Origin of the sequence: Actinocorallia sp. API 0066 (genome assembly GCF_020991275.1) — a bacterium.
Taxonomy (GTDB): Bacteria; Actinomycetota; Actinomycetes; order Streptosporangiales; family Streptosporangiaceae; genus Actinocorallia.
The window spans coordinates 165,517-187,447 of the sequence record NZ_JAJLQY010000009.1 but is presented as its reverse complement, the minus strand read 5'-3'; the positions used below and the strand labels follow the sequence as shown (position 1 = coordinate 187,447).

The 21,931-nt window shown below is 68.2% G+C and carries 20 protein-coding genes and 1 other RNA gene; 6 read left to right on the top strand and 15 right to left on the bottom strand.

Annotation, left to right across the window (positions count from 1 at the left end; all coding sequences use genetic code 11):
* Positions 1–42: 42 nt before the first annotated feature.
* Both LO762_RS22575 and LO762_RS22570 read left to right on the top strand, forming a co-directional pair.
* Complete coding sequence (locus LO762_RS22575; RefSeq protein ID WP_230617856.1) at positions 43–537, top strand: PH domain-containing protein; 495 nt, start codon at positions 43–45, stop codon at positions 535–537.
* Positions 534–2,075: a PH domain-containing protein gene (locus LO762_RS22570; protein WP_230617855.1), complete on the top strand. Its 1,542-nt coding sequence runs from the start codon at positions 534–536 to the stop codon at positions 2,073–2,075. The genes LO762_RS22575 and LO762_RS22570 overlap by 4 nt, the downstream gene beginning before the upstream one ends.
* On the opposite strand, the gene LO762_RS22565 is transcribed toward LO762_RS22570, so the two are convergent.
* From LO762_RS22565 to LO762_RS22555, 3 genes are all read right to left on the bottom strand, one after another.
* The gene (locus LO762_RS22565; RefSeq protein ID WP_230617854.1) at positions 2,076–4,295 is read right to left on the bottom strand and encodes a SulP family inorganic anion transporter; all 2,220 of its coding nucleotides are present in this window, start codon (positions 4,293–4,295) and stop codon (positions 2,076–2,078) included. It lies immediately after the preceding gene.
* A 65-nt stretch (positions 4,296–4,360) separates the two neighbouring features.
* Positions 4,361–6,334, bottom strand: a complete 1,974-nt coding sequence (locus LO762_RS22560; RefSeq protein ID WP_230617853.1) for a hypothetical protein — start codon at positions 6,332–6,334, stop codon at positions 4,361–4,363.
* A gap of 159 nt (positions 6,335–6,493) precedes the next feature.
* Positions 6,494–7,099: a YbhB/YbcL family Raf kinase inhibitor-like protein gene (locus LO762_RS22555; RefSeq protein ID WP_230617852.1), complete on the bottom strand. Its 606-nt coding sequence runs from the start codon at positions 7,097–7,099 to the stop codon at positions 6,494–6,496.
* 259 nt (positions 7,100–7,358) lie between these two features.
* On the opposite strand from LO762_RS22555, the gene LO762_RS22550 reads away from it, so the two are divergent.
* Together LO762_RS22550 and rnpB are read left to right on the top strand one after the other, a co-directional pair.
* Positions 7,359–8,738 carry an NAD(P)/FAD-dependent oxidoreductase gene (locus tag LO762_RS22550; RefSeq protein WP_230617851.1) on the top strand — a complete coding sequence of 460 codons (1,380 nt, stop codon included), beginning with the start codon at positions 7,359–7,361 and terminating at the stop codon, positions 8,736–8,738.
* A 213-nt stretch (positions 8,739–8,951) separates the two neighbouring features.
* An RNA gene (rnpB, locus tag LO762_RS22545) (RNase P RNA component class A) lies at positions 8,952–9,340 on the top strand.
* A 78-nt stretch (positions 9,341–9,418) separates the two neighbouring features.
* Here the strand turns inward: rnpB and LO762_RS22540 are convergent.
* From LO762_RS22540 to LO762_RS22495, 10 genes are all read right to left on the bottom strand, one after another.
* Entirely contained in the window at positions 9,419–10,615 is a 1,197-nt protein-coding gene (locus LO762_RS22540) for a site-specific integrase (RefSeq protein WP_230617850.1), read from the bottom strand.
* Positions 10,612–10,800 carry an AlpA family transcriptional regulator gene (locus tag LO762_RS22535; RefSeq protein WP_230617849.1) on the bottom strand — a complete coding sequence of 63 codons (189 nt, stop codon included), beginning with the start codon at positions 10,798–10,800 and terminating at the stop codon, positions 10,612–10,614. The genes LO762_RS22540 and LO762_RS22535 overlap by 4 nt, the downstream gene beginning before the upstream one ends.
* The gene (locus LO762_RS22530) at positions 10,797–12,431 is read right to left on the bottom strand and encodes a replication initiator (protein WP_230617848.1); all 1,635 of its coding nucleotides are present in this window, start codon (positions 12,429–12,431) and stop codon (positions 10,797–10,799) included. Before LO762_RS22530 ends, LO762_RS22535 begins: the two co-directional genes overlap by 4 nt.
* Positions 12,428–13,891 (bottom strand): FtsK/SpoIIIE domain-containing protein, encoded by a 1,464-nt coding sequence (locus LO762_RS22525; protein WP_230618008.1) that lies wholly within the window; start codon positions 13,889–13,891, stop codon positions 12,428–12,430. Before LO762_RS22525 ends, LO762_RS22530 begins: the two co-directional genes overlap by 4 nt.
* Before the next feature lie 81 nt (positions 13,892–13,972).
* Entirely contained in the window at positions 13,973–14,227 is a 255-nt protein-coding gene (locus LO762_RS22520; protein ID WP_230617847.1) for a hypothetical protein, read from the bottom strand.
* On the bottom strand, positions 14,227–14,619 hold the full coding sequence (locus LO762_RS22515; protein ID WP_230617846.1) for a plasmid replication, integration and excision activator: 393 nt from the start codon (positions 14,617–14,619) through the stop codon (positions 14,227–14,229). Before LO762_RS22515 ends, LO762_RS22520 begins: the two co-directional genes overlap by 1 nt.
* 108 nt (positions 14,620–14,727) lie before the next feature.
* Positions 14,728–15,453 carry a GntR family transcriptional regulator gene (locus LO762_RS22510; protein ID WP_230617845.1) on the bottom strand — a complete coding sequence of 242 codons (726 nt, stop codon included), beginning with the start codon at positions 15,451–15,453 and terminating at the stop codon, positions 14,728–14,730.
* Between the two features lie 41 nt (positions 15,454–15,494).
* The gene (locus tag LO762_RS22505; protein WP_230617844.1) at positions 15,495–15,728 is read right to left on the bottom strand and encodes a hypothetical protein; all 234 of its coding nucleotides are present in this window, start codon (positions 15,726–15,728) and stop codon (positions 15,495–15,497) included.
* Positions 15,725–16,027, bottom strand: a complete 303-nt coding sequence (locus LO762_RS22500) for a hypothetical protein (protein WP_230617843.1) — start codon at positions 16,025–16,027, stop codon at positions 15,725–15,727. The genes LO762_RS22505 and LO762_RS22500 overlap by 4 nt, the downstream gene beginning before the upstream one ends.
* Positions 16,027–16,281, bottom strand: coding sequence for a hypothetical protein (locus LO762_RS22495; protein ID WP_230617842.1), 255 nt, complete (start codon positions 16,279–16,281; stop codon positions 16,027–16,029). Before LO762_RS22495 ends, LO762_RS22500 begins: the two co-directional genes overlap by 1 nt.
* Before the next feature lie 483 nt (positions 16,282–16,764).
* Here LO762_RS22495 and LO762_RS22490 point away from each other — a divergent pair, with 483 nt between their 5' ends.
* Positions 16,765–18,030 carry a transcriptional regulator gene (locus LO762_RS22490; RefSeq protein ID WP_230617841.1) on the top strand — a complete coding sequence of 422 codons (1,266 nt, stop codon included), beginning with the start codon at positions 16,765–16,767 and terminating at the stop codon, positions 18,028–18,030.
* Here LO762_RS22490 and LO762_RS22485 read toward each other — a convergent pair.
* Positions 18,011–18,673: an HAD family hydrolase gene (locus tag LO762_RS22485; protein WP_230617840.1), complete on the bottom strand. Its 663-nt coding sequence runs from the start codon at positions 18,671–18,673 to the stop codon at positions 18,011–18,013. The genes LO762_RS22490 and LO762_RS22485 overlap by 20 nt on opposite strands.
* A 275-nt stretch (positions 18,674–18,948) precedes the next feature.
* Between LO762_RS22485 and LO762_RS22480 the strand changes: the two genes are divergently transcribed.
* Positions 18,949–19,332, top strand: coding sequence for a hypothetical protein (locus LO762_RS22480; RefSeq protein ID WP_230617839.1), 384 nt, complete (start codon positions 18,949–18,951; stop codon positions 19,330–19,332).
* 43 nt (positions 19,333–19,375) lie between these two features.
* Here LO762_RS22480 and LO762_RS22475 read toward each other — a convergent pair whose 3' ends face one another.
* Positions 19,376–20,329, bottom strand: a complete 954-nt coding sequence (locus LO762_RS22475) for a tetratricopeptide repeat protein (RefSeq protein WP_230617838.1) — start codon at positions 20,327–20,329, stop codon at positions 19,376–19,378.
* Positions 20,330–21,931: the final 1,602 nt, after the last annotated feature.

The window sequence follows — 21,931 nt, the reverse complement described above, 5'->3', positions numbered from 1 at the left end:
CCTGGACGGAGGAACGGTCTTCCGGGCGCATAGGGTGAGATCGTGACTTCGCTGCTGCGCCCGCCCGCGCACCGGGTCTCGGGCCGGGCGGTGATCAAGTGGGCCGCCGACCTCCTGGTCGGCGGCGCCGTGCTGACCGGGGTCTCCTACGGCTTCGCCCGCTGGACCGTCGGCGCCCGCTGGGACTTCCAGCCGGTCTGGCTGCCCTGGGCCGTCGGCGCGCTCAGCGTCCTCGCCGTCCTGGTGATCCCCCTGTGGCGGTACAGGGTGCACCGCTGGGAGGTCAGCGCCGACGTCGTCTACACGACGGTCGGGTGGCTGAACCGCGAGTGGCTGCTCGTCCCCGTCAGCCGCATCCAGACCGTCGACGCCGAGCAGAGCTGGCTGGAACGGCTGCTCGACCTCGCCACCCTCAAGATCAGCACGGCCTCGCACGAGGGGTCGTCCGAGCTGACCGGCCTGCCGGTCGGCATCGCGACGGGCCTCGCCGCCCAGCTCGCGCACCGCGCCCACGACCTCCGGGACGACGCCACATGAGCGACGGCCCGGCCGTGGAGGGGGACACGCGCAGGCTCAGCCCTGTCAGCTGTGTGGCGACGGCGCTGCGGGAGCTCGCCGCGCTGCTCGTCGTCGCCGTCAGCGGGCTGCTCATCAGCGGCTTCAACGTCGCCGTCTACTTCACCCTCGCGGGCCTGGCGATGGGGCTGCTGCACCAGGCCGTCCGTTGGTGGTCGTTCACCTACACGCTCTACCCGGACCGGCTCGAACTGCGCCACCAGCTCGTCGGACGGTCGGTGAAGTCGATCCCGCTGGAACGCGTGCGCGGCGTGGACATCAGCACGAGCCTCCCCCACCGGCTGCTCGGCCTGGCCGTGCTGCGCGTGGACGCGGCGTCCGGCGGCGACGAGGGCGTGCTGGACGGCGTCACCCGGGCCGAGGCCGAGCGGCTGCGCGAGGCCCTGCTGCGGCGCCGCGCGGAGACGGGCGCCGCCGAGGGCGCGGCGCCGGAGGAGGCGGGACCGGAGATCATCGCGCGCGCCGAGCCCCGCTGGTCCTGGTACGCCCCGCTCAGCGGCGCCTACCTGCTGACGCCGTTCGCGCTCGCCGGAAGCGTCCTGGGCACCGCCTACAACCTGAGCAACGAGGTCGGCCTGATCTCCGACGGCACCCTCAGCCACCTGGGCGACACCGTCCTGGGCCTGTCGCCTCTGCTCGGCGTGCTGGCCGCCGCCCTGATCGTGCTTGCGCTGCCGCTGCTTTCAGTGCTGGTCTTCGCCTGGTTCAACTGGGACTTCCAACTGCGGTCCGTGCCCAACGGGGAGGCCGGGCAGGGCTCGCTGCTCGCCGAACGCGGCCTGTTCACCCGGCGCAGCGTCACCCTGGAGCGGCGCCGGATCGGCGGCGTCGAACTGCGCGACAACCCGCTGGAGCGGACGCTCGGCGTCGTCCGGCTCACCGCGCTCATCACCGGCCTGGGCGACGCCAGACACCGCGGCAGGCTGCTGCCCACCGCGCCCCGGGACATCGCCACCGACGTCGTCGCGGAGGCCGTGGGGCCGTTCAAGGAGCCGCTGACGCCCCACCCGCCCGCCGCCCGGACCCGGCGCCTCACCCGCGCCGTCGCGCCCGCCCTCGCCGTCGCGGCGGTCGCCGCGGGCACCGGGCACCCGTGGCTCGCCGGGCTCGCGCTCGCCGCCGCCGCGCTGGGCGTGCCGCTCGGCGTCGACAGGTACCGGCAGCTCGGCCACGCCACCGACGGGCGGCTCCTGTCGGTCCGCTCCGGCTCGCTCATCCGGCACCAGGAGATCATCGAGCACCGGGCGGTGGTCGGCTGGAAACTGCGCCAGAGCGTCTTCCAGCGGCGCGGCGGCCTCGCCACCCTGACCGTCGCCGTCGGGGCCGGGGAGGGCGGTTACGCGATCATCGACCTGGACGGCGACGGGGCCGTCGCCTTCGCCGGATCCGTCACGCCCGCGTGGATCACGCCGTTCCTCGCCCGGCAGCCGGACCCGGACAAGGAGAAGTCCCCGGACGGGCCGTCCGGGGACTCCGCACAAGCTCGGGGCGCCGCGTAGCTAGGCCGTGGCCTGCGCGCCCTTCTTCCCGCCGTCGGAGACCTCCTCCGGGACGGCCAGGAACCTGCCCTGCTCGGAGTCGAGGATGTGCACCTGCGCCGTCTCCAGGTCCAGGTACATCCCGACGAGCTCGATCTCCCCGAGGTCCACCCGACGTTTCAGCCACGGGTAGCTCATGAGGTTGTCGAGCTGCTGGACCACGTTCATCTGGCAGAGCCGGGCCAGCGGGCTGACGTCGCCCTCGTGGTCCGGTTCGTGCAGGAACCTGTCAAGGCTGTAGTTGGCGTGCCGCAGCCAGTTCGAGAGCTGCGGAAGGTGCTCCACCTCGCTGCCTCCGGCCAGCACACCGGCCATGGCGCCGCAGTTGGAGTGCCCGCACACGGTGATCGTCTTGACGTCGAGGACCGAGGTGCCGTACTCGACCGTCGCCATCACCGAGTCGTCCGGCACCCGGGCGCCGTGGCGGGGCACGAGGTTGCCGACGTTACGGACGATGAAGATGTCGCCGGGCCCGCTGGAGGTGATGAGGTTCGGCACCACCCTGGAGTCGACGCAGGTGATGAACAGGTGGTCGGGGGTCTGGGCCATGGCCAGCTCGGCCATGATCGGGCGCACCAGGCGGGCCGTCCGCCCGTGGTACTCCCGCACCCCCGCCAGCAGTACCTCGCGGGGCGAGGCGTCGTCGAGATCGCGCACCGGGCCGCGCTCGCGGCGCGACCAGGGTGCCCACCACCGGACGTTCCCGGACGACTTGTCCTTGGGAGCCGTTTCGCCGGTCATGGCGTCTTTGTACCAGGACTCATGAATTTCATCGATATCGACCTTACCGCCCTGCCTTTCGTGGGACAGGCGCCAGGTATGGATAGTGTCGAACGCCGCGTTGTCCATGAAGTCCACGTCGAGGTCGAGGTCCACCGGGACGCCCGGCGGGATGTCGGCCAGCGCCGCGTTCAGGCGGGGCACCCCCAGGAACGTCAGGGACCCGGCGACGACGACGTGCCACCGCCCGTCCCGCTGCTCGGTGCGCACCCGCACCCGGGTGAGGCGGCGCAGCGCCAGGCACGCCCCCAGGGCCATGCCCAGCAGCACACCCTCGCCGAGGCCCAGCACGACGACCCCCGCCAGCGTGATCCAGTAGATCCACGTCTCCCGGTGCCTGCGCAGGCTGCGGATGTGGGACCTGTCCAGCATCCGCAAGCCGAGCGCCACAAGCAACGCGGCGAGAGCGGCCAGCGGGATCTGCTCGATGAGAGCGGCGCACGACAGCGCGAGCACCAGCACCCACAGGCCGTGCAGGACCGTCGAGCCCTTCGTCAGCGCGCCCGCGTGCACGTTCGCGGTGGACCGCACGATCACGCCCGCGACCGGCAGACCGCCCAGCACGCCCGAGACGAGGTTGCCCGCGCCCTGCCCCATCAGCTCGCGGTCGAGGTCGCTGCGCGGCACCCCCACGGGCCGCATCCGGTCCACCGCCACCGCGCACAGCAGCGACTCCACCCCGGCCACCAGCGCCACCGAGACGACCGCGCCGACCAGGTCGGGCAGCGGGGCGTCCGGCACCGACGGCGGCCGCCAGCCGCCGAACAGCGTCTCGGGCAGGTCCACCCGAGGCACGTCGAGGCCGCCGATCCAGGCGATGAGGGTCGCCGAGCCGATCGCGACGAGCGGCGCGGGCACCCTGCGGAACGGGAGCTTCTCCCAGACCAGGAGGACGACCACCGTCAGCAGGCCGATGATCACCGCGGCCGAGTGGTTGTAGATGATCTGCTGTGGCAGCTCGACCAGGTTGGCCAGCGCCGAGTGCTGCGGGCTGCCGCCGAGCACGATGTGCAGCTGGGACAGCACCAGCACCACGCCGATACCCGCGAGCATCCCGTGCACCACCGCGGGCGACACCGCCAGCGCCGTCCTGGCGACCCTGCTGGCACCCAGGCCGATCTGGAGGATGCCGGCACAGAGCGTGATGGCGCACGTCGCCTGCCAGCCGTAGGTCTGCACCAGCGAGGCGACGATCACCGTCAGACCCGCCGCGGGACCGCTGACCTGCAGCGGCGCTCCGCCGAGCAGACCCACCACGATCCCGCCCACGATCGCGGCGATCAGTCCGGCCGCCACGGGCGCCCCCGAGGCCACCGCGATCCCGAGGGACAGCGGGATGGCCACGAGGAACACCACGAACGACGCGGGGATGTCCCTGCCTGGCGCGATGAATCGCGTCACTACATTCTGTGGTTCGAACGTCACATGACGTATCGAATCACAGGCGGTAACTCACCGGTCAGGGTTCAGTGCCGATAGTCGCGATACTCGTCCCATTCCTCGGCGGAACGCGGCTGATCGGCGTATTGCGCGGTCGGGTACTGCTGCGAGGGGTACTCCACCGGGGCGCTGAACGGGGGCTGCTGCTCCTGCGGGTAGTAGCCGCCCGGGGCGGGGGCGCCGCTGACGGGGTCGCCCGCCGAACCGCTGTAGCTGCTCCCGGTGAAGTCGCCGTAGCGGCCCGCGTTGTCCGAGGTGCCGTTCTGGCCGTAGGAGGAGCCGCCGTAGCCGGAGCCCGCCGCCGCGCCGGAGGCGCCCGCCGAGCCCGTCGTGCCGCTTCCGTAGCCGCTGAGCGGGTCGTCGTAGCGGGGGGCGCTGGGCTCGCCGCCGTAGGCCGGGGCCGTCGGGTAGTCGGTGGAGCCGGTGTAGGACGAGCCGCCGAAGGACGAGCCGGAGCCGCCGAGCGGATCCGGGGTGCGGCTTGTGGAGGACGTCGAGGGCCAGCCCGAGCTGTAGTCACGGTCGGCCGACAGCGGGTCGTTCAGGGGGTCGAGCGCCGGGGGCGGCGTGTAGGACGTCGCGGGCGCGTCGGACTTGCGCCGGTCGGCCTGGATCCGCTGGAGCAGCTCGTCGACGGTCGGCAGGCGGGTGCCGTCGGTGTCGGTCGAGGACTTCTTCGCGGGGTCAGGCGCGCCGCCGTAGGCGGGCGGCTCGGTGGGGGTGCTGTAGGACGGGCCGTCGGAGTACGGGGAGGAATCCGCCGCCGCGCCGTAGGACGGCGGGTCGTAGGCGGGGGTGCCGCCCAGCGGGCTCAGCGGGCTCGCGGAGCCCAGCGGGGGCGTCCCGGCGCTCAGCGGGCCCGTGGCGCGCGAGGAGGGCCCCGTGGGGCTCGCGGGGCCGGGAGACAGCGGACCGGTGCCCTGGGCCGCCAGGGGGCCCGTGGAGCGCGTCCCGGGGGCGCCGTACGTGCCGAGCGGGCCGGTGCCGGACGAGCCGAGGCCGCCGAGCGGGGCCGCCGGGTACGCCTGGGTCGCCTCGGGGTCGCGCGGCTGCGCCGCGGCGGCGGGCCTGGCGAACGGGTCGGGCAGGCCGAGCGGATCCGGCTGCGGCACCCGAGGCGTCTCGTACGAGGGAGTCTCGTAAGACGGGGTCTCATAGGACGGCGTCTCGTAGGACGGCGTCTCATACGAAGGTGTCTCGTACGAGGGAGTCTCGTAGGACGGCTTCTCGTACGACGGGGTCTCGTAGGCGGCCGTGACGGGCTGCTGCTCGTAGGACGGCACCTCGTACGGCTGGTCGAAACCGCGCACCGCGGGCTGGTCGAACCGGGTCAGCGGCTCGTTCTGCCAGTCGGCCGACGGCTCCAGGGGCTGCTGCTGCGCGGGCTCCGGGTCGTACCCGTGGCCGTCGTTCTGGTCCTGGTAGTAGCCGTCGCCGTACCCGTCCGCGTAACCGTCGGCCGCGTACTGCTGGTCGGCGTACTGCTGGTCCCCGTAAGGCTGCTCGCCGTACTGGTCCGGGTACTGCTGCTCGCCGTACTGCTGGTCGGCGGTGTACTGCTGGTCAGCGGCGTAGGGCTGCTCGGCGTAGGGCTGCTCGTACTGGTCGTCGGCGGCCGCGGCGGCGTGTACGGGCTCCGGCTCCGGCATCGCGTCGAGCGGGTCCGGCTTGACCGCGCGCTCGTCGCCGCCGCCCTCGCCGTTCTGCCACGGGAACTTGGGCTTGTCGAAGGTGATCGTCGCCCAGTAGTCGTCGTCGGCGAGGCGCTCGCCCGCCTTGGCCCGGCCCCGGCGGGGCGCGCCGGCGGTCGGCGCGGACAGCGGGGCGCCCGCGACCCTGCGGTCCGGCGCGCCGGCGTCCTCGCCGTCCTGACGCGGCTTGGGGTCCTCGGTCATCCAGTCGTCGTCGTCATCGCGCTCGCGCTGCGCCCGCATGCCGAGCGCGACGAGCACCACGACGAGGCCGACGAGAACTACGAGCCCCGCAATAACGAAAATCATCGCTCCACCCAGTGCCATGGCCCGGCGCACAGGTCCGGTCCCGCTTCCGTCGGCCCGCAGGGCCCGGAGTGCCCGGCCCCCATCGTCGCCCGGCCCTCGCGTTCGCGGACCTCTACCATCACACGATCTCCGTTGTTTTGGCCACCGGTACCGGAACTCTCAGGACTCCGGCTGTTGCCCGAAATATCCGGTGATCCTGCCGCGCGCGACAGTCCGCTCGGCGATCGCCGGGAGCGAGTCCTTCAGACCGCTCACCTCACCCTCGGGAAGGGGCGAGCTGAGCGCGTAGACCGTGAAGCGGTAGCGGTGCCGCTCTCCCTGCGGAGGACAGGGCGCCAGGTAGGACGCCTCGCCCGCCGAGTTGCGGCCCTGCACGCCACGGTCCGGGACGACCCCCTCAACGAGGTCGGCGGTCCTGCCGTCCAGGTTGGCGAGTACCCAGTGAATATACGTCCCGCCATGAGCGTCCGGGTCGTCCACGACGACCGCGAACGCCTTCGCCTCGGGCACTCCCGACCAGTGCAGCGGCAGGATCTTGCCCTGGCCCCCGTACGCGGCGCAGCCGTAGCGCGCGGGGATATCCTTCATGTCGGTGAAGGCGGGGCTGCTGACGGTGAACTCCGCCAGCGCGACGCCGTCGGACCCGCTGCCCACAACGCCGCAGCCCGAGATCAGGGACGTCAGGGCAACGCCGAGCAGCGCGGCCCGTCCCGAGGTCTTGTTCATGGTGATCAGCACTCCCGGGTCGAGATCGTACGCGAGCACGCGCGCCGACGCGCGGTCCCCGCAAAACCCTAGTGCCGCACCGGACCTTCGGGTACGGAACGTGTGACGTTGGTCATGACGGACGGTCAGATTTTCGTGACTGCGAAACTTGTGGCGTAGTTCACGGCTGTAGAGCGATCCACATTTGCCGGGTTGGAAATTTTGACGGATCTTCCTTAGTTGGGGCTTGGACTAGACCAGACATGTCCGCTACATTGTGAATGTCTTCACAAGGTGACACCCTCTTTAGGAGCCTGAGATGGCCAGAAGGCCCGACGCGAACCCCGACGCCCCGCACATTCTCATCGTGGGCGGTGGCTACGTCGGCCTCTACACCGCGCTCCGCCTTCAGAAGAAGCTGAAGAGCGAGCTGAAGCGCGGCGAGGTGGAGATCACGATCGTCGACCCGCAGTCGTACATGACCTACCAGCCCTTCCTCCCCGAGGCGGCGGCCGGAAACCTCTCGCCCCGGCACGTGGTCGTGCCGCTGCGCCGGGTCCTGCCCCGGGTCAACATCGTCACCGCGCGCGTCACCGAGCTCTCCCACGCCGAGCGCTGGGCCATCATCCAGCCCGTCGAGGGCCCGCCGAAGCGGCTCACCTACGACTACCTCGTCATGGCCGCCGGGTCCGTCTCGCGCACCCTGCCCATCCCAGGCCTCGCCGAGAACGGCATCGGCTTCAAGACCATCGGTGAGGCCATCCACCTGCGCAACCACGTCCTGGGCCAGCTCGACATCGCCTCGTCGACCGACGACCTGGAGCTGCGCAGGCGCGCGCTCACCTTCGTCGTCGTCGGCGGCGGCTTCGCGGGCGTCGAGGCGCTCGCGGAGATGGAGGACATGGCGCGCGACGCGATCAAGTTCTACCCGAACCTGCGCGCCGACGACATGCGCTGGGTCATGGTCGAGGCGGCCGACCGGATCCTGCCGGAGGTCGGCCCCGAGCTCGGCAAGTGGACGGCCGAGCAGCTCCGTGGCCGGGGCATCGAGGTCAAGCTCAAGACCTTCCTGAACTCGGCGGTCGACAACGTCATCGAGCTTTCCGACGGGGAGAAGTTCCCGACGAACACCCTCGTGTGGACGGCGGGCGCGAAGGCCAACCCGGTCGCGAAGTCGACCGACCTGCCCGTCGACGAGCGCGGCCGGGTCAAGGGCAACGAGTTCCTCCAGATCGAGGGAACGGTCCGCGCGTTCACCGCGGGTGACAACGCGGCGATCCCGGACCTCACCAAGGAGGGCGACGAGACCTGCGCGCCGAACGCGCAGCACGCCGTCCGCCAGGCCAAGGTCCTCGCCGACAACATCGTCGCCGCCTACCGTGGCAAGGCCCTCAAGCCGTACCGCCACGCCTACGTCGGCTCGGTCGCGGGCCTCGGCCTGCACAAGGGCGTCGCGCACGTCTACGGCATCAAGCAGCGCGGCTTCGCCGCCTGGTTCATGCACCGCACCTACCACCTGTCGCGCGTCCCCACCTTCAACCGCAAGGTCCGCGTCATCGCCGACTGGACCCTGGCCCTCTTCTTCAAGCGCGAGACCGTCTCCCTGGGCAGCATCGAGCAGCCCTTCCAGGAGTTCGCCCTCGCCGCCGCCACCGACCGCCCCACCGCCGACTCGGTCGTCAAGAGCGCCGCAAAGTAAGGACCGCTCCACCCCCAGCAACGGGCCCGGCCCCCACGGCCGGGCCCTCCCCTTTTCTCCACGATGCCCACCCGCCAAAGACCTCGAGCCCCGGGCGATGCGGCGCCGTCCGATGGGGGTGGAGGCTTCGAGGTCGTTGGTCTCGTGATTGTCGTGGGTTTCGGGGGGCGTGATCGTCGGGTCGTTCAAGGGTTAAGGTGGGGGTACGGCGGACGAGCCGGCCGGGCGGTCGCGTCGGGGGGTCTTCGGATCCTTCGCCGAGGAAAGTCCGGGCTCCACAGGGCAGGGTGGTCGGTAACACCGACCCGGGGTGACCCGCGGGAAAGTGCCACAGAGAACAGACCGCCTCGGCCCGTCCAGGGCACGGGGTAAGGGTGAAACGGTGAGGTAAGAGCTCACCAGCGCCCGGGGTGACCCGGGCGGCTAGGTAAACCCCACCCGGAGCAAGACCAGACAGCGAACGCCACGAGGGCTGCCCGCCCCATGTTCGCGGGTAGGTCGCTAGAGGACGTCGGCAACGACGCCCCAAGATGGATGACCGCCAAGGAGAAGGCGGCGACGCCCCTCCAGAACAGAACCCGGCTTACAGGCCGCCTCGTCCGCCGCCCCAAGCCCAAAGCCCCAGGTCAGAGCCTGGGGCTTCGTTGTGTGATCTTGTCGATTCCGTCCCCAGTGCACATTCAGTGCACATGACCCCCGAGCGCGGGCCGGAACGCCTCGTCCAGTGCCGTCCGCGCCCGCCCGCCGGCCTCCGGCACGAGGTGCCCGTACAGGTCCACGGTGGTCGTGATCGACCGGTGCCCGAGCCAGCGCGACACCTCCGAGATCGGGACGCCTTGCGCGAGCGCGGTACTCGCGAAGGTGTGCCGCAGGTCGTGGAACGTCGTGTCCGCGTGGAGCTTGACCTTGCCTATGGCCGGCTTCCAGACGCGTTCGTTGAAGTAGTCGCGCCGGAGCAGGTGCCCGCGGCCGGTCAGACAGAGGACGTCCCCCTCCCCCAGCGTGAGGTCCTCGACGTGCCGGGCGATGGCGGCCAGGAGGAAGTCCGGCCCCGGCACCTCCCGCTTGGAGGTCGGGGTCTTCGGCGAGGCGAGCACGGGCCGGCGGTTCGTGATCACGACCTGCTGATCGATCTTGATCATGCGCTCATCGGTCAGCACCCGATCCCGCGCGAGGCCGAACGCCTCTCCCTGCCGGAGGCCCGCCGCGGCGCCGAGGAGAGGCAGCAGCCGGTACCGCTTGGGAAGCGCGCCGGACAGCGCCACGACCTGTGCGGGTGTCAGGAGCCGCACGACGGTTGCCGAGACTTCGGGGAGCCGGATGTCCACGCACGGCGACTTGCGGATGTACTCGTCCCGCACGGCGCCTTGCAGGACGCTCGCGAAGATCCCGTAGATCGTTTCGATCGTGCGCGGCGCGAGCTTCTTCACCTCGTGCAGGTCCTTCACCCACTGCTGGACCGTCGTCGGACGGATCGCCGCGAGGCCGAGCTTCCCGAGGCCGGGAAGGATGTGGTTCCTCAGGTGCAGCCCGTACGTCTCGGCGGTGCTGGGCTTGTGGAGCCGGGACTTCATCCACAGCGGCGCGTACTCCGCGAGGGTGGTCCGGCCGCGTCGGGGGTCGATCCAGTCGCCGCGGTCGGTGTCGGTCTTGCGCTGTGCGTCGAAGGCCGCCGCGCACGTCTCAGGGTCCTTGCCGTCCTTGCGCGGGAAGTTCCGCGCCTTCTGCTTGCCGTGCTCGTCCCGGTAGCGGACTTGCCAGCGGTCGCCCTCCCCGTGCGTCGCCGAGGGGTACTGCTTGTGCTCACGGCAGCGCTCGACGGGTTCGCCGTCGACACGACGCGGCTTGCTCGTGTGCCAGCGGTCCGAGACGCTCACGCCGCCTCCTGCTGTGCGCGGAACCAGTCGAGGACGTCCGAGGGCAGGTAGCGCAGGTGCCGGCCGACGCGGGCCGCCTTGGGCCCGATGCCGAGGTAGCGCCATTGGTAGAGGGTCGTCTTGGGGACGCCGAGGAAGGCGGCCACCTCGTCCACGGTCCAGGAGCGGTCTTCCCTCGGGTTCACGCGGCCCCTCTCAGGCTCAGGACGGTCCCTTCGTCGGCGCCGGTTGCCGAGAGTTCTTGTGCGCGCCGGATCTGGATCTGTTGGCGGATGCGTTCGTCTATGAGGAGCAGAAGGCGGTGGTCTGGGGGTTTCACGTCGGGGTCTCCGGGGCGGGCGAAGGCCCACATGTAGCGGCCGGTCTCGTCGGGGGCGGGGGTGGGGATGCCGGCCTCCGCGAGGCGGGCGAGGACCCAGTCGCGCCGGTCCTGCTTGTGGTCGGCGAGGGTCTTGCCGGACCACTTGCGGGAGACCAGGACGCGGCGGCCGCCGTAGCCGAGGTGGGCGCGGCGGTGGGCCTTGCCGCGGCAGAAGCCGGGGGTGAGGCCGCGTTTGGGGTTCTTGGGCTGGACGCCGTAGCGCAGCCAGTTCGCGCAGGTGGGGGCGCAGGGTTCGTAGCGGAGGGCGTCCGTGAGGCGGTCGACGTGGGCGCGTTCGCGTTCGGAGTCGGGTTCGTGGCATTCGGCCACGCCCTTGGTCAGGTACTTGGTGAGGTAGCCGATGCAGCGCGCGGAGTCCGCGGAGCCCGCCATGACGCCCTGTGCGTCGAACTGACGGCCGAAGGTGACGACGTGGAGGGGTTCGGCGTCCTCGTCTTCACCGAGGGCGTCCAGGGCCTGGTCCCAGGTGGGCAGGATCTCACCCGTCCCGACATCGACGTAGTTGCCCGTCTCCTCGTCCCAGACGAGGCCGGAGGGGTCGGGGTAGCGGATCTCATCGACGGACGGCCACCACACCTGGTGGTAGGTCGCGGCTGCCACCTGGCGCAGTTCGGCGCGGGAGATGGTGCCGCGGACGGCCATGTGGACGTGCGGCGCGAGACGGCGTTGGGGTTCGACTGCCGCGAAGTACTGGACGTCATGGCCGACGAACCGGCGCAGGTTCTGGACGAACCGGTCGATCAGCTTGGAGAAGTGCAGGGCGTCCCGCGCGGCCCGCCGGTAGTCGTACGAGGCCGGGTCGACGGGCGTTCCGTCCTTGTGGACCCGTCCGTAGGAGTCGAGGGTGAGCGTGAGGAACAGCGACGGCCGGAACGTCTTGCCGTCCGGAGCTGTGTAGACCTTGCCGACCGTTCGGGAGGAGACGGGTCGCCGCGGGAGGTCGGGGGCGTCCTGACGGCGCCGGGTCGAGCGGGTCCGCCGTTCGGCCTGATCTCCGGTCTTGAGCGAGCCGCGAGCGCCGAGGCGTTCCAGTTCCTCGTCCAGGGCCAGGAGGACGTCATCCCACAGGGCGAGGTCTCCGCCGTCGCGTTCGGCCGCGTCGCGCTTGGCCTGTGCCTCCGCGCGGAGCTGGACCCACAGGGTCTGGTTCTCGTCCGGGTCCGCGCGGGTGATGGTCGGTTCCTCTTCCAGGTGCCAGCCCTGGCGGCACTGGACGGCCCGCAACTGGCGCTTGCGCTCCGCGCAGGTCGGGCAGACGGAGGCGAGGGTGTTTCCGCACGGGATGTACCGGATCTCGGTCTTGCCGGTCTCCAGGTCGGTACGGCGCAGCGGGAGGGGCCGGACGCAGACGCCGTGGTCGATCGCAGCGGCCCGGACGACCTGACGCGCGAGAGGCGGATACACCTTCACCGGCGCGGCCACAGGGTCTGTCACGCCGCCTCCCGGAAGGGGATCGGGCGCAGCGGGACGGCCAGCGCCACCATCTCGGAGATGTCGTCATCGGAGACGTAGGCCGCCCGGACGCGGACGGGATCGGGCGAGGTCTCCAGCCGGACGAAGGCGACGCCGGCCCCGATGACGGGATCGCTGGAGATCTGGTCCGCGAACGCGCCCCGGTCGCGGGAGCCATCGCCCAGGACCATGTCCACCTGTTCGTCCTCGTCCAGGCGGAGCGCGATCCGGTCGGGGAACAGGTTCCGGAGCGTGTTGACCTCTTTGCGCGCGTCCTGCTGGGCGCCGACGACGCAGTACCCGACCGAGCGGCCCTGAGTCGTCAGGACGGCGAGGGCAGATTCCGCGCGCTTGCGGAGGTCGCGTTCGGGACAGTAGGCGGTCAGGAACGCCATCTCGTCTACGACGACGAGCCGGAACGGGTGCTCGACCGAGGGCGTGAACGTCCGGGTCTTGCCCGCGAACCTGGCCGCCCGCGCGTTCATGTCCGCCGCCGCGTCCTCCAGAAGCTGGACCATGCCGCCGGACGGGTCGCTGGAGTACCGCCCGTACCGCTCGAACAACGGACGCCCGTAGGACAGCTCCATCCGCTTGGGATCGACGGCCCAGACCTCCACTAGGCCGGCCCGCATCGGCTCCAGGACGCCGCGGACGATGCTCCACAGGATCGAGCCCTTGCCCGAACCGGTCGCGCCGACCATGAGCACGTGCGTCCCCAGGAGGCGGATGAGCCACGGGGAGCCGTCTTCCTGCCGTCCGATCGGGACCGCGCGCAAGTCCACCTCAGTGGCGTCCTCCAGGAGCGGGAGGGCCGGGATGGGCGTCTTGAGCGCGTCGGAGCGGACGAACTCCAGCCAGACGCGGCCGGGCCTCTTGTGCGCCCGCACGCGGACGAGGACGGCGCCGAAGCCGTGCGCGAGCCCGACCGCGGACTTCTCCCATGCCTCCGGGGTCTGCCCCTTGAGCATCTTCACCAGGACGAGATCCGAGGTCGCACGGCACCGCACGCGGACGAGGGTGGGCAGGTACTCCCTGCCCTTGCGGGAGCGGGACAGCCCGGTCATCGTCATGACCGCCTCCCAGTGCCGCGCGTAGACGAACGTCCGACGACACCGCGCCAGCGCAGGCCAGCCGACCCACCGCAGGAACGACGCCCGGTCCGCGAGCGCCCACCCGGTCAGGCCGACAATGAGCGCCATGACGACGAGGACGACCGGCAGCCACCCGTGGACATGCACGACCCACGCCGCACCGCCGAGGACACCCAGCGGAACGCAGTGCCGGACGGCGAAGAACAGAGTCTGGAAGGTCTGGACGAGCAGCAGCAGGCCCATGGGCATGTGCAGGACCGGGGGTTCCCACCGGGGCCGCCGGAACGGGTCCTCGGAGGTCTCGACCGCCACGTTCTCGCCGAGCCGGCTCTTACGGATGGACCACGACATACGCTTCACCTGTCTTTCCTTGCATCGGGAGGACATGCGAAGGGGCGGCCGGAGGTTCCAGCTCCAGCCGCCCCGACCAGCTCAGGCAGCCGCACCGGCCGCCGTGTCGTCCGAGGCCAGCCGCTCGACCTCGGAAAGGAAGCGCTGCGCCGCGTCGACCAGCGCCCGCGCGATCTCGACCTCACGCGTGCCGATCGCGTCGCGTTCGTCGCACGTCAGGGTCAGCGCCGCTCCCCCGGTCGAGATCGCGAGGATCGGGCCGCGCGCCGGGTAGGTGTGGCACAGCACGTAGGCGTCCTCGCCCAGGTGCAGACCCATCGACGCGATCCCCGGCATCAGGCCGCGTCCTTGCGCGCCCGCACGACGGGCGAGTTGATCGCCTTGGCCTTGAGCGAGTACGCCAGCCGGTTGTTCGCGCTGTTGACGTAGGGCGTCACCGACAGCCCCTCGAACAGGACCGGGATGAACGGGAAGCCCGCCGGCGCCTCGGGGACCACCGGCTGGACCGGCGCCACGATCTTGACCTTGAGCGAGCCCTTGGACTCCGGGTCCGCGTCGATGACCTCGATCTGCCAGACCGGTTCGCCCGTCTCCTTGTCCCGCGCCTGGACGAAGTGCTCCTTCGTCGACTTGTCGAAGTCCCGAACGGGCTCCACACCCCCCTTCACGTACGCGCCGTGCGGGAACACGTCCCCGAAAGCGACCTTGAACGGACCCTGAACCGCCATGCTCACACTCCATCACTCGACCACTCGTCCGGACAACTTACTTCGGCATGATACCCAGCACTTGTCCGGACGAGTGATTAAGCTTGAGTGATCTGAGTCACATCAAGTTCAGGGGAGCGCGTAGCTCGACTCCAGTTCGTGCAGCTCCCCGGGAAGCACCAGCTCCACCAGCAGCGACGGCGCCACCGTGACGTCCGCCAGGTAGGCGTTCAGCAGGACGAGCAGCGGCGCCCCCTCCTCGATCCCGAGAAGTTCCGCCTCCTCCGAGCTCGCGGCCCGCGCACTCGTCCGCTCCCGGACGAGGGACAGCGTCATCGACTTGAACGCCGAGACATCCTGACGGAGCCCGACCATCAGCGGCCCGGGGTCCTCCAGGTTCGTCCCCTCCGCCACCGACAGCGGCACCCACACCGACGCCAGCTCCGAGGGCACGCCGTCCCGCTCGGCCACCCACCGCCGCAAGACGACCTCTTCGCCCTCTGTGACGTCCAGATGCCGCGCGACCGTCGCACCGGCGCGGGCACGGCCGACGAACAGCACCCTCGTCCCGTTCGCCGACTCCGGACGATCGATGAGCGTCAGCGCCGGCCGCCGGGCCTCCTCCACCGCCACGGGCACACCGCGCACGTAGCTCCCACGCCCATGCTCGCGGTGAATCCACCCGTCCTGCTGGAGGATCTGCAAGGCCCGCACGACCGTCGTCCGCCCCACGGCGAACTGCTTCACCAGTTGCGTTTCCGACGGCAACACGTCACCGGGCCGGTACGCCCCGTCCTTGATCCAGGACTGGACACCCCGTACGACCCGCGCATACTTCGGAGGCTCGAACTCCATGACCGACTCTCGTTCGCTCTCTACTCGTCCGCACAAGCACACTAACGCTCAAGCGGACGTATGTCACCGGCCGGAACCGGCGAGGCGTACGCGCCCGCCCGCTCCATGGACAACTGCGTGAGCTGGAACCGCGCTTGCGTCACCTGGGCGCATGCACGCTGTCTCTCGGCCGGCGCCAGGAAAGGCGCATCCACCCAGGGCTCATTGAGCCGCAGCACCGCGCACAGGTACGCGTGCCACACGAACCGCGCGTCCTCGGGAAGCAGGCCGCTCACGTGCGCCCCTCGACAATCGCCAGGATCGGACGCAGCGCCCTCAGGATCTCGTCCGTCGCCCGATCCAGATCCGAGCACGGGGCGAGCAGCTCATCCCCGAAGCCGAACCACGCCTCCGGCTCACCGTCCGGTCCGGGCGTCATGCGCACTTCGACACAGACCCCGGCCACGACGAGCAGCGGATGCCAGATCTTCAGGAACGCCGTCTCGCGATCCGCTTTGATCTGCGCTTTCAGCCCCGACGCCCGCAACGCCAAGGACAGGCGCGCGAGATCCGCGAGGCCGACCGGACCGGCCATCACTGCCCCGACCGGTCGACGGCGAGCAGCGCCATCACCTCGTCCGCCACCCGCTCGAACTCGTCCGGGTTCGCGGTGCCCCCCTCAGGCCCCCACGCGACCAGGCCGCCATCGGTGACCCAGACCCCGACGGCAGCAGCCGAGGACCGCACCACGAGCCGCGGCACCGCATCCCGCAACTGCACCTCCACCCCAGGACGCGCCAGAACACGGCACAGCCGAGCCAGGACGGCCGTCTTCTCCTCACGGTCCACGCTCACTCCTTCGCAGAAGAAGGCGGAACCGGCCGCACCCGACCCGACCGACCGCACCCACGCGGGCGACCGACCAGACCGAGGGCCGCCGGCCCCGCACCCATCACGCAGCCGCCTTCTTCACACGGCCGGACCCAGCACACCGGCAGCACGGCTCACGCTCGGGAACCCACCCGGCATCCCCGCTCACCGCCACCGCCATCAGCACCACAGGCGAAGACACGAACTTCCAGCCCCGACCACCACACCCCATGCAGCGCCCGGAGCCGGACCCGTCCTTCTCACCCATCAAGCCCTCCACACGCTCGACTGCGTTGCGCCAAGCGTGGACGACTCAAACGGCCCATCAAAGGTCCTCTTGAGGCCATAAAGAGGACACTTAGCGGCCTTTAGAGCTAGCTTGTGTCCGGTAAGTCCTTTGAAAGTCCGTTGCACAGCTACAGTCGAGACAGCAACGGCCCGTACGTCCGGAGGAAGGACCGCATGTCACGTCCAGTCGGCAACACGAAGTTGAAGGCCGCCAGGCAGCACGCCGGATTCGCCTCACAACAGGCACTCGCCGACGCGCTCACCCGAGCCGCCCCCCAACTCGGCCTAGGCCGCATGGAGATCAGCGCCCGCCAAGTCCGCCGCTGGGAGTCCAGCACTCCCCCATGGCCCCGCGCCGACCACCAGCGCCTCTTGGTCCACGTCCTCCAACGCCCCATCGAGGACTTGGGCTTCACCGCCCCCTGGACCACCGACACCACCCAGCCGACGAACGCGAGAACGACCTACACCGCCCAGGCCCAGGGCGTCCCCCTTCCTCTCCCCCAGGCGTCGACCGGTGTGCAGCCCTCCACCGCGGGCAGCGACTACGCCGCCATCACGACCGCGCACCGCCGCCTCTACTGGACGGTCCAGCCGGCCCAGATGCATCCCGCCGTCGCCGAACACGCCCGTCTCGGTACCCAGCTCCTCGGCGAGACCAGCGGAGTGTCCCGCCGCATCCTCGCCACCGCGTTGGCCGAGTCCCTCCTCATGGCCGGCCGCATCGAGTTCTTCGACCTCCGCCAGCCCGACGAGGCCGACGCAACCTTGGTCCGCGCCCTCCAAGCCGCAGGCGAAGCCGACGATGCCCTCCTAGGCGCCGCCATCCTCGCCCACGCCGCATTCGTCCCCGGCTGGGCAGCCCGCCGCGAAGAAGCCACCGAACGCATGCGCGCAGCCCGCACCTACGCCCGCCGAGGCAACGCCAGCGCCCAATTCCTCGCATGGCTCGACGCAGTCGAAGCCGAGTGCGAAACCCGCTCAGGCCACCCCCGCGAAGCCCTCCGCCTCATCGACCACGGCGAACAGATCCTCACCACGGCCCCGCACCACGAGGACCCGGCCTGGTTCGACTGGTTCTCCCCCGTCCGTCTGGCCGCCTTCAAGGGCAACACCCAGCTCGTAGCCGGCCACTACCCCCAGGCCCACGAGACCCTCACCGCCGTCCTGGCCGACCTCCCCGAGGAAGCCGGCAAGCAGCGCGTAGTGGTCCTAGGCGACCTGGCCGCAGTCGAAGCCGCCCGCAAGAACCCCGAAGCCGCCTGCACCCACGCCGAACAGGCCCTGGATCAGTTGGCCCTGACTTGGTATGCGACCGGTATGGAGCGCATCCACGATGTCCGCCGAGCCCTCCAGCCCTGGACCGACCACGAATGCGTCCAACGCCTGGACGACCGCCTCTACGGCTGGCAGACCACCCTCAGCACCCTCCAGCGTTAAACGCCTCCACCAGACCCGGAAGCTCCTCCAGCGAGTGAATCCGCATCGTCGGAACACTCCGAGCTTCCGGGTCCTCCCATTGGATCAACCCCCAAGGCCCCCGCCGGATCAACGCCGTCTTCAACCCCACCTCCACCGCCGGCCGAATGTCGTTGTCCAGCCGATCCCCCACATACAAGATCTCGCCAGCCTCACACGGCGCCACCTCCACCAACCGCCGAAAGAAATCCGGATCAGGCTTCGACACCCCCCAGTCATCCGACGTCGCCAAGAAGTCCGCCGGAAGCTCCAACCCCCGCAGGATGCCCCCCGCCCTCACTGTCTGGTTCCCTGCGATCCCCACCCACAGCCCAGCCTCCCGCAACTTCCCCAACGCCGACCGCACGTCCGGGTACAGATCCCCCTCCCCGAACCACTCGGGCTGCCCCGCCTCCGCCCTCTTCTCCCGCTCCTCATAAAGCTCAAACCCAGGCCGGAACACCTGAAACGCCTCCCGGTAGTCCAACCCCCTCGCGATCACCGCCCCGAACACCGCCCCGAACGTATGCCGAGGCACCCCCAACCAGTCCGCCCACGTCCCATACTCCCTGGACTCATCAACCAGACACTCACCCACATCAAACACAACAGCCTTGATCACCATGGAGTCAGCTTACGTCGCGCCTGCCACCCGCCCAACGGTACGACCTGGTGAAGACCTTCGTTACTGCTCAAGCCGACCGGCTCTGCGGCCAGGTACCCGCTAGCTCAAGCTGAGCCTGTGACCTCCCCGGGCCTACTCGGCTTCAGCCAACCGGGTCGCTCGGGTCGCTAGCAAGACCTCAACTATGGGGGAGGCCTCCCCCATACATGGATGAACGACCTACTAGTTCCTCTCGTCGGCTTGGCACAGGTGGCGTGAAGTTAGATGATGGAACCATGAGCCTACGAACGATCATATGGTCGGGCATCCTGGTTGTAGCCGCTACAATTTTTGGCCTTGCCGTGTACCTTTTGTCTGTAGGGATAAATCAGGCTGACAAGCTAGCGTCCATCATTGGAGCCCTTATCGGCCTTACAGGACTCGCAGTATCAACCTATGGCTACCTACTAAGGAAGCGCGAATATCCCGCGCCGGGTAGGGGCGTAGCCAGCTCGGGCGGTATTGCAGTAGGTGGAGATATCCACGGAATCGTGTCTACAGCGGATCATGCCACGAATATCCAGCAGAGGGCCAGGGCATCCGACTCGGGTCGCATTTACCAAAGCGGTGGAGACATAACTATCGGCGGAGAGACCGATCTACGGAAGAACCCCGAGTAGCGTCTACAGCAGGACTCTTCTCTAGCAGCCCACTCCAGTATCCTCATTCGCTTCCACGACTCGAGTTCAGAGCTTGCAAGACCATTTCATGGTTCTGTCGGCTCGCTATAAGCGATGGGTGCCCCTCACTGAACAATCTACGCCGAGCCTCAAGAACGGAACGGAACTCCCATTCAGCCTCTTCGAACCGACCCACATCGTAGAGCAGCGCGGCCAGGTTATTTCGGCTCGTCAGCGTATCCGGATGATCAGGCCCCAGCACTCTGAGACGCGCTTCGAGAACATTCCTCGCTTCGAACTCGGCCTCTTCCAGCCGACCCATGTCGCGCAACAATACCGTGAGGCTATTTCGGCTCGTCAACGTATCCGGATGATCAGGCCCCAGCACCCGAATACTCGCTTCGAGAACATGCCTCGCTTCGAACTCGGCCTCTTCCAGCCGACCCATGTCATGGAGCAGCGCGGCCAGGTTATTTCGGCTCGTCAACGTATCCGGATGATCAGGCCCCAGCACTCTGAGACGCGCTTCGAGAACATTCCTCGCTTCGAACTCGGCCTCTTCCAGCCGACCCATGTCATGGAGCAACGCGGCCAGGTTACTCCGGCTCGTCAACGTATCCGGATGATCCTCACCGAGGCTAATCTGCTGGCCAACAATCAGATCACTATATGTCGCAATAGCTCCAGACCTATCGCCAATTTTTGATTTTATGGCAGCAATTCGATAAATCGCTTCTAGAGTTCTGGGGTGATCAGCCCCCAAAATTTCACGACGCTCCCTGATGACCTTATCATATAGCCGAATTGCATCATCAAAATTGCCCGACTTGAGCGCGGCATCTGCTTGACCCGAAAGCGAAATATTAGAATTAGGAAGAATTCCAGAAACGCTCTCAATAGCGTCAATAATTTGCTCAATATTAGAGAATCTAGCCAGATCATAAAAGTCTATTCCGCTTGAAGACAGCGCCGATTGCACACGCGGACTGATCGGCATGTTGCTTAGAAGAACCAGGATAGATCGGCCAGGCCAAAAAGATTCCATATCGCCCTGGGCCCTAGCAAGCTTGTCCACAGTCCTTGAGTGGAGAAACTGTTGCCCAAATTCCAAGCTTATGAAGAGGAGGATTCGACTATCGAAGATTGCTGAAAGATCGGGAAGCCAGCCGGCTGGAAATATATTTTGATTCACTAGCCAACCACGGCTTTGCAGTATTCGGGCCAGATCCTCCGAGAATGCTTGACCTTCTGTAGTTGTCCTAAATCGCACAACGCCCCCTACGTCCTACTCTCAAAGTACCATCGGCCGCTTTCTTTTCTACGTAGATGCTCGAAGAGGAACGGCAACGGTATGGCTATTGCTGGAATCGCTATTCCAACGGCCAGCGAGATAATGTTATACGTACGCGTATCGCTAGGTGGTTGACCCAACTGACCCTTGATCAAGAAGAAACAGAGAATTGCCAAGAGAAACGTTAGAACATATGAAAAACTAGCAGCAGACGTTTTGAGCGGGCGATCGTCCGTCCAACTCAGAAGCTGTGCCATGGAAGGGTCATCCTCAAGAAAGCAATATTGCATTCGTGCTCTATTAAATCGACTACTTAGCGCTTTAGCCAGAACCAAGTTAAGGCTATCCGTCTCTCGAATCAACAGCGCTACAGCAGCCGGAGCGGTAACTTCCGGACTGGTTACCGTTACACTGAAATCAAGTGTTGAAGAATTATTGTAAGTAAATTTAATCCTACAATTTATGCGATCGACAACGAAGTCATATGCTGTAATATTCACCAAACTCGGAAAATAATCTTTAAGATCATTCTCTACGTCCGATGGCTGCCTTTTTCCGTGACGGATCTGCCCAGAAACCACTAGTGCCATAACTTTCCAGCCCTCATTGATCACAGTGGGACTGCGCGTCATTAGGGTTGCCGAGTCATTTCTCTCGACTGAGCTAACACCCTGTTCAAGATCACAAAGTCCTATTGGCATCTCATGTGCATAGCACTATTTATACCGGCATTAGCGACGGTATCGCTACCGATTGCCAAAACGAGTCCGAACAAATCCGGCCACCGTAGAGGCTGACCACGCGGGCTTGGTAGTGCATCTGACCCAACTGCGGCAGGATCCGGCTGGCTCGTAATAGCAGGCTGGCTGCTGCCGAGTTGTGCTGTTTGGGATCAAGGGCGGCGGCTTCGCCGCCGCCGGCCGCCCCCGCACGCCGCTTCGGGCGTGCGGCGTGGGCGCCGGTCCCTCAGCGGCGGACGGGGGCGGCCCAGCTCGTCTCAGGGCCGGTGGACCGAGGCGCAGGGGACTACGGACGCGAGATCCTCGCTGGGGGCTCAGGCGCCCCCAGACCCCGCCATCCCAGAGCGCTCATCCGCGCTCTGCCCTCTGTCACGGCTTCTCGCCGTTGCGCGGATGAGCGCTCTGGACCTAGGACTGGGCCCGGGAAGGTTCGTGCCGGGTTCCGTTGGGGTCTACGCAGGACGCCGATCGTGCGCCACGCGTGCGACCGCCCCGTGAGGCGCCTCTTAACTCCCAGCGGTTCGGCACCCGGCCTCGGGCACCCCGGCGGTGCCTGTTGTCGGGACCC

Bases quoted from the DNA above. Each gene is read 5' to 3' on its own strand.
- LO762_RS22570 (WP_230617855.1), top strand. From the start codon at position 534: ATGAGCGACGGCCCGGCCGTGGAGGGGGACACGCGCAGGCTCAGCCCT.
- LO762_RS22560 (WP_230617853.1), bottom strand. From the start codon at position 6,334: ATGATTTTCGTTATTGCGGGGCTCGTAGTTCTCGTCGGCCTCGTCGTG.
- LO762_RS22550 (WP_230617851.1), top strand. From the start codon at position 7,359: ATGGCCAGAAGGCCCGACGCGAACCCCGACGCCCCGCACATTCTCATC.
- LO762_RS22525 (WP_230618008.1), bottom strand. From the start codon at position 13,891: ATGTCGTGGTCCATCCGTAAGAGCCGGCTCGGCGAGAACGTGGCGGTC.
- LO762_RS22520 (WP_230617847.1), bottom strand. From the start codon at position 14,227: ATGCCGGGGATCGCGTCGATGGGTCTGCACCTGGGCGAGGACGCCTAC.
- LO762_RS22515 (WP_230617846.1), bottom strand. From the start codon at position 14,619: ATGGCGGTTCAGGGTCCGTTCAAGGTCGCTTTCGGGGACGTGTTCCCG.
- LO762_RS22510 (WP_230617845.1), bottom strand. From the start codon at position 15,453: ATGGAGTTCGAGCCTCCGAAGTATGCGCGGGTCGTACGGGGTGTCCAG.
- LO762_RS22500 (WP_230617843.1), bottom strand. From the start codon at position 16,027: ATGGCCGGTCCGGTCGGCCTCGCGGATCTCGCGCGCCTGTCCTTGGCG.
- LO762_RS22490 (WP_230617841.1), top strand. From the start codon at position 16,765: ATGTCACGTCCAGTCGGCAACACGAAGTTGAAGGCCGCCAGGCAGCAC.
- LO762_RS22485 (WP_230617840.1), bottom strand. From the start codon at position 18,673: ATGGTGATCAAGGCTGTTGTGTTTGATGTGGGTGAGTGTCTGGTTGAT.
- LO762_RS22480 (WP_230617839.1), top strand. From the start codon at position 18,949: ATGAGCCTACGAACGATCATATGGTCGGGCATCCTGGTTGTAGCCGCT.
- LO762_RS22475 (WP_230617838.1), bottom strand. From the start codon at position 20,329: ATGCCGATCAGTCCGCGTGTGCAATCGGCGCTGTCTTCAAGCGGAATA.